A 12,294-nucleotide genomic window follows, 5' to 3' on the forward strand; every position below is an offset into this window, starting at 1 on the left:
ACGCCTATACTCCCCGAAACATGAATGCGGTCAATACGAAATCCAGCGCCAGCACGGCCAGCGAAGAGGTCACCACGGTGCGGGTGGTGGCATGGGACACCCCTTCCGCCGTGGGCGGCGCATCATAGCCCTCGAACAGGGCGATGGCGGTCACGGCGATGCCAAATACGACGCTCTTGATCACGCCGTTGACGATGTCTTCACGGAAATCCACTGCCGCCTGCATCTGCGACCAGAACTGCCCCTCGTCCACGCCGATCAACACCACGCCCACCAGATAGCCGCCGAAGACGCCGATGGCGGAAAACAGGGCAGCCAGAAGCGGCATGGAAATCACCCCGCCCCAGAAGCGCGGTGCCACCACCCGCGCAATGGGGTCCACCGCCATCATTTCCATCGCCGAGAGTTGCTCGGTGGCCTTCATCAAGCCGATTTCCGCCGTGATGGCGGAGCCCGCGCGGCTGGCAAACAGGAGCGCGGCCAGCACTGGCCCCAGCTCCCGCACCAGGGACAGGGCCACCAGCGTGCCCAGGGCCGATTCAGACCCGTACTTTTGCAACGTCTCGTAGCCCTGTAGCCCGAGCACCATGCCCACGAACAGGCCAGACACCAAGATGATGATCAGGGAGAGCACGCCGCTGAAGTAGATCTCCTTGATGGTGAGATGAAAGCGCCGGAAACTCGCGCCGGAATGAAGCAGGGTGGCCAGGAAGAAGCGCGCCGCGTAGCCCATGCGCCAGACCGCATCCACCACGCGATGGCCGATGGCCCGCACCGCGGCCAGCAAGCGCTCAGCCATGGGCCGCCTCCAGTCCCAGATCGGCCCGGTAGGGCGGCGCCGGATAGTGATAGGCCATCGGCCCGTCGATCTCGCCATGCACGAACTGATGCACGAAGGGCGTATCGGAGTTGCGGATCTCCTCCGGCGTGCCCTTGGCGATCACCACACCATCGGCCATGAAGTAGATGTAATCCACGATCTGCAACGACTCCTGAACGTCATGGGTGACGATGATGGAAGTGGCGCCCAGGGCATCGTTCAAGCGGCGTACCAGATTGCCGATCACGCTCATGGCGATGGGATCGAGGCCCGTAAACGGTTCGTCATACATGATCAGCATAGGGTCGAGGGCGATCGCCCGCGCCAGCGCCACTCGCCGCGCCATGCCCCCCGAAAGTTCCGCTGGCCGCATGTTCCACACGGCATGCAAGCCCACGGCGTGCAGCTTCATCATCACCAGATCGCGGATGAGCTCTTCCGGCAGGTCGGTGTGCTCGCGCATCTGGAAAGCCACGTTGTCGAACACGGTCATGTCCGTGAACAGGGCGCCGAACTGGAACAGCATACCCATGCGCCGGCGCAAGGCATAAATGCCTTCGCTGTCCAGCTCGCTGGTGACCTGGCCATCCACCACCACCTGGCCGCTAGTGGGAAAGATCTGCGCGCCGATCAGGCGCAAAAGCGTGGTCTTGCCACAACCGGACAGACCCATGATGGCCACTACCTTGCCGCGCGGGATGCTCATGTTGATGCCCTTGAGCACCGGCCGCACGTCGTAGGTGAAATTCACGTCCCGGATTTCGATCAGGTTCTCGCAAGCCATGGGGAAGCGCGCAAAAGTCGTTATTGTACTCAAAGCGCGGACGCTCAGTAACCGAGCACTTCCAGCAGGGTCCGCACCGCCTCGATGCGCGCAAGGTCGGCATCCAGGGAAATGATATAGAGTCGCTGCCCCTGGGCGTAGGCTTGCTGCCCTTTTTCCTGGATGCGTTGCGCGAGCAGCTTGAGATCGGCGTTGGCATCGAACCAGATGATCCAGGCATGGCGCTCCGGTCCCAGCGCCACACCCCGTTCTCCCAGGGCGGCAAGCCGGGCCTGGTCTTCCGGGGAGAACGGCCCCGGCGGATGCTCCAGCAGGAAGCGGAAACGCTCCAGGGTCTCCGCGGCCCAAGACGAAAGCGTCTCCGGCGCGGTGTGCGCCCACAGGGCATGGGTCAGGAACACACAGTCGAACTGGGTGGCGTAGTAGGACAAACGCCATTCCGTCGGGAGGTCTTCCGGATAGAAGGCGCCCAGCCAATGCCCGTGCTCCCAACCCATGGCCCCCAGGGCACAGAAGTGCATGGCAGATTGCGTCATGAACAGGCATTATCCACCAGGCTCAGGCGTTTGAGGTCGTCTGCGCCTTCGCTATCCTGCCCATCATCCCATGCACTTCGATCTCTTCCACGAACTGGCCATGCCACCCGCCCTCGGCCGCAGCGAGGCGCAGGCCGTGGACGACTGGCTACAGGAACTTATGCTGGCCGATAACCTAGGCTTTCGCTGCGCCTGGCTGGTGGAACACCACTTCACACGCCATTATTCCCACAGCTCCGCCCCCGACTTGCTGCTTGCTGCGGCGGCCATGCGCACCCGCCGGCTGCGCCTGGGGCTAGGGGTGATTCCCTTGCCCCACCACCATCCCGTGCGGGTGGCGGAACGGGTGGCCACGCTGGACGTGCTCTCCCACGGCCGGCTCGAAGTAGGCATCGGCCGGGGCTTCGCCCCCCAGGAGTACCGGGTGTTCGGCGCGCCCATGGAGGAAAGCCGTGCCCGTACCGAGGCTGGGCTCGCGGTGCTACGGGCGAGTTTCGCGCGGGGACCGGTAACCCTCGCCGACGGCACCCAGGTGGACATCCTACCCAAGCCCCTGCAGGCCGCGCCGCCCCTGTGGGCCGCGGCGGTGAGTCCCGAGAGTTTCCACTGGGCGGCAGGTCAGCAGCTCAATCTGCTGGCCGGCCCCTTCAAGCCCTGGTTCATGACCCGCGCCGACATCGCAGCCTACCGCGCCGCCTGGCAGGGTGATGAGCCACCCGCCATCGGCATGACGCTGGGCGTGTTCTGCCTACCAGACGGACGCCGCGCGCGCCGACTGGCGGCACCGGCCTTCGAGTGGTTCTATGGGGAACTCCTGCGCGTGACCCTGCCCGTGTTGGAACGGCTCTATCCCAGCTATGAACACTTCCGCGAACTGGGCCGTTTCCGACACCTGCTGCGCCTGGGCGTCGATCTCGCGGTGTTGCGCCGCTTCGGCATGGCGGTGGTCGGTTCCCCCGCGGAGTGTATCGACCGGCTCTCATCGCTGGCCGAGGCAGGGGTCACGCACGTGCTGTGCGCGGTAGGCGCGGGCGCCATGCCCACGGAGCTTACGCGCGAGTCCCTCCAGGTGCTCGCCAGCGAGGTGATACCGGCCCTGCAAAGAGACGACTGATGCGGGTGTGTGTCACGGGTGCTGCTTCCCATCTCGCGCACGCGCTGCTGCCCGCCCTCTGCGCGCGACCCGAGGTGGAAACGGTGATCGGCTTGGATCTGCGCCCCACCGGCTTTGTCCACCCCAAGCTCACGCACTACATCGCCGACCTGCGCGCGCCCCACCACCACTGGCTCGCCGGCTGCGACGCGCTCGTGCACCTGGCCTTCGTCGTGCTGCGCGGACACATGCCGGCCCACACCATGCGCGCGATCAATGTGGAAGCTACCCAGCGCCTGTTCGAAACCGCGGCCCGGATGGGCATCGCACGCCTTGTGCACCTATCCAGCGCGGCCGTCTATGGCCACGGCGAGAATCTGACGGAAGACGCCCCGCTCTCACCCCTGCCGGGTTTCCTTTATGCGGCCCACAAGGCGATGCTGGAGGCCTGGTTCGAGGACTGCCTGCCCCAGGCCGTGCGCTTGCGCCCCCACGCCATCCTAGGCCCATGCTGTCAGCCCTTGTTGCGCACGCTGTTGCGGCTGCCGCTGGGGGTGGCGCTAGCCAAGAGCAGCCCACGTCTGCAGTGCGTGCACGAGCAAGACGTGGTGGCCGCCATCCTCGCCGTCCTGTTCGCGCCGGGCGACGTCCGTGGTCCCTACAACCTGGCCGCGCCGGGCTATTTCACGCTCGACGATCTGGGCCGCCGCCTACGCTTGCCCCCGCCCGTCGCGCGCGGGTTGCTCTACACCGCCTGGCGTTTGACCGGCTTCGGCGGCGAACCCGACTGGGTCGCGGGGCTTAGCCACTCGCTCACCCTCGACTGCAGCCGGGCGCGGTTGCAGCTTGCTTGGCAGCCACGCCATGACGTGCGCGCCACCCTCGCTGCTATCATGGCCCCATGACTGCCGCGATTTCCATCGAAGGCGTGTGCAAGACCTATGCCGGCCGAGCCGTGCTACGTGAGGTGACGCTGCAAGTGCCGGCCGCTACCACCTGGGGCCTGGTGGGCGCGAATGGCGCCGGCAAGACCACGCTCATCAAATGCCTGCTGGATTTCTGCGCCCTCGACGCCGGTCGCATCAGCCTACTGGGACGGCCCCATAGGACAGTGGAAGCGCGCCGCGTCATCGCCCATCTTCCGGAAAACTTTCTGCCGCCCCACTACCTCACCGGGCGCGAATTCGTGCGCTATCTGCAAACGCTGCGTGGAATCCCCTATAGCGAGGCAGACACACAGGCTGCCTGCGCGGCGCTCGATCTCGATTCCCAAGCCTTGGACCGCCCAGCGCGTACCTATTCCAAAGGCATGACACGCAAGTTGGGGCTGGTGGCCTGCCTGGTGAGCGGGGCGCAGTTGTTTGTCCTGGACGAGCCCATGAGCGGCCTGGACCCCAAGGCGCGTGCCCTGCTCAAGGACGCGCTTGGCCGCTTGGCGGCGGACGGCCGAACCGTGTTCATGAGTACCCACGCCCTGGCCGACGTGGAAGAGCTGTGCAATGCCATGGCCATCCTGCACGAAGGCACGCTGCGCTTCACCGGCACGCCGGCGGCTTGCCGCGCCCAGTTTGGTGCCGCCACCTTGGAGGCCGCCTATCTCGCCACCATCGCCTGAAACGGCCTTGGTTTCCGCGCGCCGCTTCTGGCACAATGCCAGAAAAAGCGAGAATTGTTGAACCCGGCGCAGAGGCTTTCTTTTCTGGGAGTTCCCCGTGGCAACACCGCAGAATGAGAAGCCCGTTCTCCTCATCGTCGATGACGATCCTCTCATCAGCGAAACCCTGAGTTTCGTGCTCGCCAAGCGGTTTCGGGTGCTGACCGCAGATTCCCGCGCCCGGGCCCAGCTGCTCTTGCAGGAGCTAAACGCGCCGCCCGAGCTGGCGCTGGTGGACCTGGGCCTGCCGCCGCTCACCCATCTGCCGGATGAGGGGTTCCATCTCATATCGGAACTGCTGGCCTATTCGCCCGACATCAAGATCCTGGTTCTGTCCGGCCAGAACGACGAGGTCAACGCGCGCCATGCGCGCACGCTGGGCGCCATCGATTTCATCGCCAAGCCCTGCGATCCCGGGACCCTGATCGGTCATCTGGAACGGGCGCTGCAAGCGCGGCGCGCGGAGGTGGCAGCCCAGGCCCAGGCCGAGGGCGATGCCACCTGCGGCCTGGTGGGCGCAAGCCCCCCGGTGGCCAAGCTGCGCCAGCAAATCGCCCAGTTCGCGGACTCGCCCTTTCCGGTATTGATCGAGGGCGAATCCGGGAGTGGCAAGGAACTGGTGGCGGCCTGCCTACATCGGCTCTCCAGCCGCCGGCGCAAGGCCTTCCTCGCCCTCAACTGCGCAGCGATCTCGCCCACCCTGGTCGAACCCACCCTGTTTGGCTACAGCAAGGGCGCCTTCACCGGCGCGCAGAATGCCCGTTCCGGCTATTTCGAGGATGCCAGCGACGGCACCCTGTTTTTGGACGAGATCGGCGAACTACCCTTCGAGCTGCAGGCTAAACTCTTGCGCGTGCTGGAAAACGGCGAATTCCAGCGGGTAGGCGAGACCCAGACCCGTCACTCCAACGCACGCATCATCGCCGCCACCAACCGCGATCTGCGCGCCGAGATTCGCGCCGGCCGCTTCCGCGCCGACCTCTACCACCGCCTGTCCGTCTTCACCATTGCCGTGCCGCCGCTCAGAGAACTCGCCGAGGACAAGCTCGCCCTGCTCGACCACTTCCGTGCCTTCTACGCGCGCCAGGCCCATGTGGCGCCCTTCGAACTGGACCAACAGGCCACGGAACGCTGGATGAGCTACCACTTTCCCGGCAACGTGCGTGAGCTGCGCAACATCGTCATCCGGCTCACCACCAAGTATGCGGGGCAGAATGTGACCGCCCAACAACTGGAGGACGAGCTCGATACCCAGGTCTATGCCGCGAGCCCCCTGGAGCTTCTCACCAGCGCGGAAGCGGTGACGGAAATGGCGCGCAAGCATTTGCAAAGCCAGGCCAATTTCAATCTCGACCAAATGCTCAAGCAATGGGAGAGAAGCTACGTGGAAGCAGCCCTGAAACTCACCCATGGCAATCTGAGCCAGGCAGCCAAGCTGCTCGGGGTGAACCGCACCACGCTCTACAGCCGCATGCAGTCCTACGAGAACGCGGCTCGCGAGTAGGAAACAAAACGGCCTTCGCGTGTACCTGGAGTTTTTCGGTCTTTCGAAGCCACCCTTCCGCATCACCCCCAATACGGAATTCTTCTTCCCGGGGGGCAACCGGGGTGCCATCCTCGATGCGCTGATCTACGCTATCCGCCATGGCGAGGGCATCGTCAAGGTGGTGGGCGAAGTGGGCAGCGGCAAGACCATGCTCTGCCGCATGCTGGAGGATAGCCTGCCGGAGACGGTGGAGACGGTTTATCTCGCCAATCCCAGCGTGCAGCCCGGCGAGATCCTGCACGCCATCGCCTTCGAGCTGCACCTGTCCTTGGCGCCGGACGCGCCACGACTGCAAGCGATGCAGGCTCTCTACGACTACCTACTGCAGCGCCACGCCGAGGGCCGACAGGTGGTGTTGTTCGTGGAGGAAGCCCAGGCCATGCCGCTGGCCACGTTGGAGGAGATCCGGCTGCTGTCCAATCTGGAAACCCAGCACCACAAGCTGCTGCAAATCGTGTTGTTCGGCCAGCCGGAGCTGGACGAGCTGCTGACCGACCCCGCGATCCGCCAGCTGCGGGAACGCATCGTCCACAGCTTCCATCTCGATCCCCTCAATGCCACCGACACCCGCGCCTATCTCAATTTCCGCATGCGCCAGGCGGGTTACAAGGGGCCGGACGTGTTCGGCCCCGCGGCGGTGCGGGAAATCCAGCGTGCCTCCCTAGGACTGACCCGGCGCATCAATATCATCGCCGACAAGGCGCTGTTGGTCGCCTACACCGAGCGTACCCACGAGGTCAATGCGCGCCATGTGCTGGCTGCAGCCAAGGATTCCGAGTTCATCGATTTCGCTCATCCCAGTCGTCGGCGCCTGTGGGCAGGCGGGGTGGCGCTAGTTCTCCTCGGTGCGGTGGCGGGTTTCGGGGCGGGGCGCCTTTTGCCGGCTGCAGCACCGCCGGCGCCTATGGCCACCCTCGCCAGGGCGCCCCTGGCGGCACCGAGCGCTTCCTCTCCCGCAACGCCCAAGACCACGATTCCGCCTGGCCTTGCCGCGGCGCGCTTGACCGCCACCGAAGCATGGCTGGCCAAGGCGCCCGCCGATACCCTCAGCATCCATGTCCAACTCATTTCCGGCACGGACCTGAACAAGCTCGAGCTCTACTTGGAGGAGCTCGCCAAACTCGTTGAAATAGAGAAGGTTTTTGTGTACCGTACCCAAGCGGGTGGCAAACCCGCCGTCAGCGTGCTCTACGGCAGCTTCCCCGACCCGGCCGCCGCCAAGCAAGCCATGTCCCGCTTGCCCGCCGCGCTGCGTGCGCAGCGGCCTTATCTGCGCAGCGTCCGCGGCGTGCGCGAGGAAATCCGCAAGACCCGCGAGAGCCACGAAGCGGGATAGAGAGGAGCAAGCGATCGTGAGGCGTCCTGGCATCCTTCCCCTGACCGGCTTGTGCCTGCTGCTCATCGGGGGCTGCGCCAACGAAGTGCGCATCCCACTCTCGCAAGGGCACATCGCGCCGCCTGCGCCCGCGATGCGCGAGATTCCCGCACCAGTGACCGCTGCGCCGCGCCTGCCGCCGCCCAAGCCAGCGGTGAAAGCACCCACCTACAGCGTGGTGGTCACGGAAGTGCCGGTGAAAGAACTCCTTTTCGCCCTGGCGCGGGATACTGGGCTCAACATCGACGTGCATCCCAACATCCAAGGGATCGTGACCCTCAATGCCATCAACGAGACCTTGCCCGCCATCCTCGATCGCATCGCCCAGCAGGTGAACATCCGCTGGAAGCTGGAGGGACGCACCCTGATCGTCACGCCCGATACGCCCTACCTCAAGACCTATCGCGTTGATTACGTGAATATTCAGCGCAAGACCAGCTCCACCATCGGCGTCTCGGCGCAAGTGGCCACTACCGGCAGTGGCACGGCTGTGGCGCAGCAAAGCACCGGCAGCAACAGCTCCACCACCACCGTCACCAGCACCTCCAGCAATGAGTTCTGGGAGGTGCTCGCCGCCAACATCCGCGACATCCTGCGCAGCACGCGCGCCCAAACCCTGTCGGCGGAGGAGCGCAACGCGCGCGTGGAGGCCCTGCGCGCCGCGCGTGAAGAGCGCCTCCAGCAGGCGAGCGCGGTGGCCCGCGCCGGACAGGCCGCGCCCACCCTGTTCAAGGAGGTGTTCGGTCAGGGTGCCCAAGCCGCTCTCGAAGAACGGAAGGACGATGTGATCGTCAATCCCGTGGGTGGCACCGTGATGGTGATGGCCACCGAGGCGCAGCACAGGCTGGTGCAGCAGTATCTGGATGGCGTGCAGGCGGCGGCCAACCGCCAGGTGCTGATCGAGGCCACCATCGTCGAGGTGGTCCTCAAGGACGAATTTTCTGCTGGCATCGACTGGCAGCGGGCATTGACCGCCGCCGCGGGCACGGGATTCTTCTTCGGCACCAATGCCAACCTGGTCACCAGCGCGCCCTTCTTCACCCTCACCTACAACAACGCCAACCGCGACTTTACCGCCGCCGTGAAGCTTCTCGAATCCTTCGGCGAGGCGCGGGTGCTGTCGAGCCCAAAGCTCATGGTACTCAACAACCAGACCTCCATGCTCAAGGTGGTGGACAATTTGGTGTATTTCTCACTGGAGGTGCAGCAGGGCACGCAGACGGCGGGCGGCATCATCGTCCAACCCACCTTCACCACCACCGCCCATACGGTGCCGGTGGGTGTGGTCATGGCAGTCACCCCCCAGATCAACCCCGACGGCCGAGTGACCTTGGTGGTGCGTCCCACCATCACGCGCAAGGCGGGCGATGCAGCCGACCCCAATCCCGAGCTCAAGAAGGTGGGCGTGACCAACACCGTGCCGGTGATTCAGGTGCGGGAAATGGAATCCGTGCTGCAAGTGGCCAGCGGCGAAACCGTGGTGCTGGGCGGCCTGATGCAGGATGACAGCGCCCGAAATCGCGATGGCCTGCCAGGTCTGACGGACAACCCGGTCACCAACTTCCTCACCGGCCGCCGCGAGCGCAAGGCGAGGCAGACGGAGCTGGTGGTGTTTTTGCGTCCGACCGTGGTGACGCATCCCTCGCTATCGAGTGATGAACTCTCCTTCTATCGTCGCTGGCTACCCACGCCCGCGCCAACCTCCCCATCCTCGCCATGAGCCTGTTGATGAAGGCATTGAAGAGTGTGGAGCGAGCGCCCAGCGCGCCAGACTGGGCACTCGAGCCCATGATGGGCGATGAGGCACCACCCCGCTCCGCCCAGGCGGCGGCGGACCTGATCCGCGCCCATGGAGAAGAAAGCGGCAATCGGCGTCTGGTCGCGCTCCTCGTCCTGCTGATCGCGGTGGTGGTGGGTCTGGCTGCCTATTTCTACGTGGCGGTTTACATGCCCTGGCTGTTTTTGCCCAAACCGCCCGCGCCGTCCGCGCCTCCTGCGGCGCCCCCCACCCCTTCCCCAGCATCGCCGGCGCCGCAGCCCAATGCCCCCGCGCCGGAACGCGTGCCGCCCCTGGAGGTCATGGTGAAGCCGACACCCCGCGCCTCACCCGCCGTCAGCCAGGAGCAAGCGGCCCCGCTGCAGCCGCCCAGCGCCGTAGGCCAGCCACTGATCAGACCCTCGACCCAAGGCAACGTAGCCGAGCCGTCGTCGGACCTGGCCCAGGCCTACGCCCTCTTGGAAGCGGGGCGCGAGGCCGAGGCGGAGGCGGCCTACCTGAAACTGCAAGCGCGCCATCCCGACAACCCGGACGTGCTGCTCGCGCTCGCCGTGATCGCGCAGAATCGCAACGAGAACGAACAGGCCGCGCGCTTGTATTCCCGCGTGCTGGAAAAGGATCCCCGCAACGGCTACGCCCAAGCGGCCCTGGTGGCGCTCATCGGCCGCGGGGAACCCGCGCGAGCGGAGGCCCGCCTGCGCGCGCTGATCGCCGAGCGGCCCGCCGCCTATCTCCATTATGCGCTGGGTAATCTGCTCGCCGCCCAGGGACGCTGGCACGAGGCGCAGCAGGCCTATTTCGAGGCACAGCGGCTGGAACCCGAGGTGGCGGATTACGCCTTCAATCTCGCGGTGAGCCTGGAACATCTTGGCGAGGCACGTTTGGCGGCGGAATACTACCGGCGCGCCCTGCGCCTCGCGCAGCAGCAGGGCAGCGCCCATTTCGACCCCGCAACGACGCAGGCGCACCTGCGTCAACTCAGCCCGTGAGCCGTGTCCGAACAACGCCGCAAGCTCCGTCTCGGTGACCTGCTATTGCAGCAGGGCCTAATCACCCAGGACCAACTGCGCATCGCTCTCAAGGAGCAGGAAAAAAGCCAATTGCCCCTGGGCCGGCAACTGGTGGCGTTGGGCTTTGTCACCGAAGCGGTGATCCGGGACACCGTGGCCCACACCATCGGCCAGGAGAGCGTGGATCTCGCCACCGTGGTGGCCGATCTGGAGGCCCTCAAGCTGGTGCCGGAAGAATTCGCGCGCCGGCACAACCTGCTGCCGCTGGCCTTCGATGCCGACAAGCGCCTGCTGGTGGTGGCGGTAGGCGACATCTTCAACGTCATGGCCCTGGACCAGCTGCGCGCCCTGGTGGGGCCGCAGGTGGAGATCAAGCCCCTCTTGGCGGGGCTTGCCCAGCTTTCGGAATACATCGACCTGTTCTATGGCTATGAGCTCTCGGTGGATGGCATCCTGCGCGAAATCGAGACCGGCGAGGTGGACTATGCCAGCCTGCTCACCGCCAGCGGAGAGATGGAATACACCCAGCCGGTGGTGCGCCTGGTGGGCAGCTTGCTGGCAGATGCTGTCAAGCGTGGAGCCTCCGACATCCACTTCGAGCCGGAATTCGCCTTCCTGCGCATTCGCTACCGCATCGACGGCGTGCTGGAACAGATCCGAAGCCTGCACAAGACCTATTGGCCGTCCATCGCAGTGCGGCTCAAGGTGATGAGCGGCATCAACATTGCCGAGACCCGCGCCGCCCAAGATGGGCGCTTCTCTCTCAACCTCAATGGCCGGCCCATCGATTTCCGCGTCTCCACCCAGCCCACCATCTGGGGTGAGAACATCGTGTTGCGCATCCTGGACCGCGAGCGGTCCATCATCCCGCTGGAAGCCATGGGCTTGCCGCCTGCCACGCTGGCAACCCTGCAGCGCATGATGGCGCGGCCCGAGGGCATTCTCATCGTCACCGGCCCTACCGGCTCCGGCAAGACCACCACGCTCTATTCCCTGCTCGCCCATATCAACGACGAGACCATCAACATCATGACGCTCGAGGACCCGGTGGAATATCCAGTCACCCTCATGCGCCAGACCTCGGTCAACGAAACAGTGAAGATGGACTTCGTCAACGGCATCCGTTCCATCATGCGCCAGGACCCGGACGTGATTCTGGTGGGGGAGGTGCGCGACCGGGAGACGGCAGAAATGGCCTTCCGCGCCGCCATGACCGGGCATCAGGTGTTCACCACCCTGCACACCAACTCTGCCCTGGGCGCTTTTCCGCGGCTCATGGACATTGGCATCTCACCGGAGATCATGGCCGGCAACATCATCGGTGTCATCGCCCAGCGCTTGGTGCGCCTGCTCTGCCCCCACTGCAAGGCGCCGTACGCCCCCACCCAGGAGGAATGCGCGCTGTTGGGTGAGGCAGCGAAGGACAGCGTGATCTATGGACCGGTGGGCTGCCCCCACTGCCGTTACAAGGGCTACAAGGGGCGCATGGCGCTCATGGAATTGTTGTACATGGACAACGAGCTGGATGAGCTAGTGGCCATGCGCGCCCCCCTGCATGAGCTGCGCGCCGCAGCGCTTGGCAAGGGCTTCCGGCCGCTGGCCGAGGACGGCATCCGCCGCGTGCTGGAAGGCAAGACCAGCCTGAACGAAGTGGCGCGCGTGGTGGACCTCACCGGCCGCCTACGCTAGTCTGTTGCCG

At 65.3% G+C, this 12,294-nt stretch carries 11 protein-coding genes; 8 read left to right on the plus strand and 3 right to left on the minus strand.

The genetic code is table 11. The features are described 5' to 3' along the window. Window positions 1–4: 4 nt before the first annotated feature. The 3 genes from mlaE to V6E02_RS05515 are packed head-to-tail and all read right to left on the minus strand — an operon-like array spanning window position 5 to window position 2,140. A complete protein-coding gene (gene mlaE / locus V6E02_RS05505) occupies window positions 5–799 on the minus strand; it encodes a lipid asymmetry maintenance ABC transporter permease subunit MlaE (RefSeq protein ID WP_347307772.1) in 795 nt (264 codons plus the stop codon). Further along, complete coding sequence (locus V6E02_RS05510) at window positions 792–1,604, minus strand: ABC transporter ATP-binding protein (RefSeq protein ID WP_347307773.1); 813 nt, start codon at window positions 1,602–1,604, stop codon at window positions 792–794. Before V6E02_RS05510 ends, mlaE begins: the two co-directional genes overlap by 8 nt. 44 nt (window positions 1,605–1,648) lie before the next feature. Beyond that, window positions 1,649–2,140 carry a DUF72 domain-containing protein gene (locus V6E02_RS05515; protein ID WP_347307774.1) on the minus strand — a complete coding sequence of 164 codons (492 nt, stop codon included), beginning with the start codon at window positions 2,138–2,140 and terminating at the stop codon, window positions 1,649–1,651. 70 nt (window positions 2,141–2,210) lie between these two features. Between V6E02_RS05515 and V6E02_RS05520 the strand changes: the two genes are divergently transcribed. The 8 genes from V6E02_RS05520 to V6E02_RS05555 all read left to right on the plus strand — a co-directional run bounded on the left by V6E02_RS05520 (window position 2,211) and on the right by V6E02_RS05555 (window position 12,284). Next, a complete protein-coding gene (locus V6E02_RS05520) occupies window positions 2,211–3,254 on the plus strand; it encodes an LLM class flavin-dependent oxidoreductase (protein ID WP_347307775.1) in 1,044 nt (347 codons plus the stop codon). Beyond that, window positions 3,254–4,138, plus strand: coding sequence for an NAD-dependent epimerase/dehydratase family protein (locus tag V6E02_RS05525; RefSeq protein WP_347307776.1), 885 nt, complete (start codon window positions 3,254–3,256; stop codon window positions 4,136–4,138). Before V6E02_RS05520 ends, V6E02_RS05525 begins: the two co-directional genes overlap by 1 nt. Continuing rightward, window positions 4,135–4,848, plus strand: coding sequence for an ABC transporter ATP-binding protein (locus V6E02_RS05530; protein ID WP_347307777.1), 714 nt, complete (start codon window positions 4,135–4,137; stop codon window positions 4,846–4,848). Before V6E02_RS05525 ends, V6E02_RS05530 begins: the two co-directional genes overlap by 4 nt. A 97-nt stretch (window positions 4,849–4,945) precedes the next feature. After that, window positions 4,946–6,391 (plus strand): sigma-54-dependent transcriptional regulator, encoded by a 1,446-nt coding sequence (locus V6E02_RS05535; RefSeq protein ID WP_347307778.1) that lies wholly within the window; start codon window positions 4,946–4,948, stop codon window positions 6,389–6,391. 19 nt (window positions 6,392–6,410) lie between these two features. Beyond that, window positions 6,411–7,769, plus strand: a complete 1,359-nt coding sequence (locus V6E02_RS05540) for an AAA family ATPase (protein WP_347307779.1) — start codon at window positions 6,411–6,413, stop codon at window positions 7,767–7,769. Between the two features lie 16 nt (window positions 7,770–7,785). After that, entirely contained in the window at window positions 7,786–9,528 is a 1,743-nt protein-coding gene (locus V6E02_RS05545) for a type II secretion system protein GspD (RefSeq protein WP_347307780.1), read from the plus strand. Between the two features lie 8 nt (window positions 9,529–9,536). Further along, window positions 9,537–10,574 carry a tetratricopeptide repeat protein gene (locus V6E02_RS05550; RefSeq protein ID WP_347307781.1) on the plus strand — a complete coding sequence of 346 codons (1,038 nt, stop codon included), beginning with the start codon at window positions 9,537–9,539 and terminating at the stop codon, window positions 10,572–10,574. 3 nt (window positions 10,575–10,577) lie between these two features. After that, window positions 10,578–12,284 carry a GspE/PulE family protein gene (locus V6E02_RS05555; RefSeq protein WP_347307782.1) on the plus strand — a complete coding sequence of 569 codons (1,707 nt, stop codon included), beginning with the start codon at window positions 10,578–10,580 and terminating at the stop codon, window positions 12,282–12,284. Window positions 12,285–12,294: the final 10 nt, after the last annotated feature.

The organism is Thiobacter sp. AK1 (assembly GCF_039822265.1).
Classification (GTDB): Bacteria; Pseudomonadota; Gammaproteobacteria; order Burkholderiales; family Thiobacteraceae; genus Thiobacter; species Thiobacter aerophilum.

Bases quoted from the DNA above. Each gene is read 5' to 3' on its own strand.
- V6E02_RS05515 (WP_347307774.1), bottom strand. From the start codon at position 2,140: ATGACGCAATCTGCCATGCACTTCTGTGCCCTGGGGGCCATGGGTTGG.
- V6E02_RS05550 (WP_347307781.1), top strand. From the start codon at position 9,537: ATGAAGGCATTGAAGAGTGTGGAGCGAGCGCCCAGCGCGCCAGACTGG.
- V6E02_RS05510 (WP_347307773.1), bottom strand. From the start codon at position 1,604: ATGGCTTGCGAGAACCTGATCGAAATCCGGGACGTGAATTTCACCTAC.
- V6E02_RS05530 (WP_347307777.1), top strand. From the start codon at position 4,135: ATGACTGCCGCGATTTCCATCGAAGGCGTGTGCAAGACCTATGCCGGC.
- V6E02_RS05525 (WP_347307776.1), top strand. From the start codon at position 3,254: ATGCGGGTGTGTGTCACGGGTGCTGCTTCCCATCTCGCGCACGCGCTG.
- V6E02_RS05520 (WP_347307775.1), top strand. From the start codon at position 2,211: ATGCACTTCGATCTCTTCCACGAACTGGCCATGCCACCCGCCCTCGGC.
- mlaE (WP_347307772.1), bottom strand. From the start codon at position 799: ATGGCTGAGCGCTTGCTGGCCGCGGTGCGGGCCATCGGCCATCGCGTG.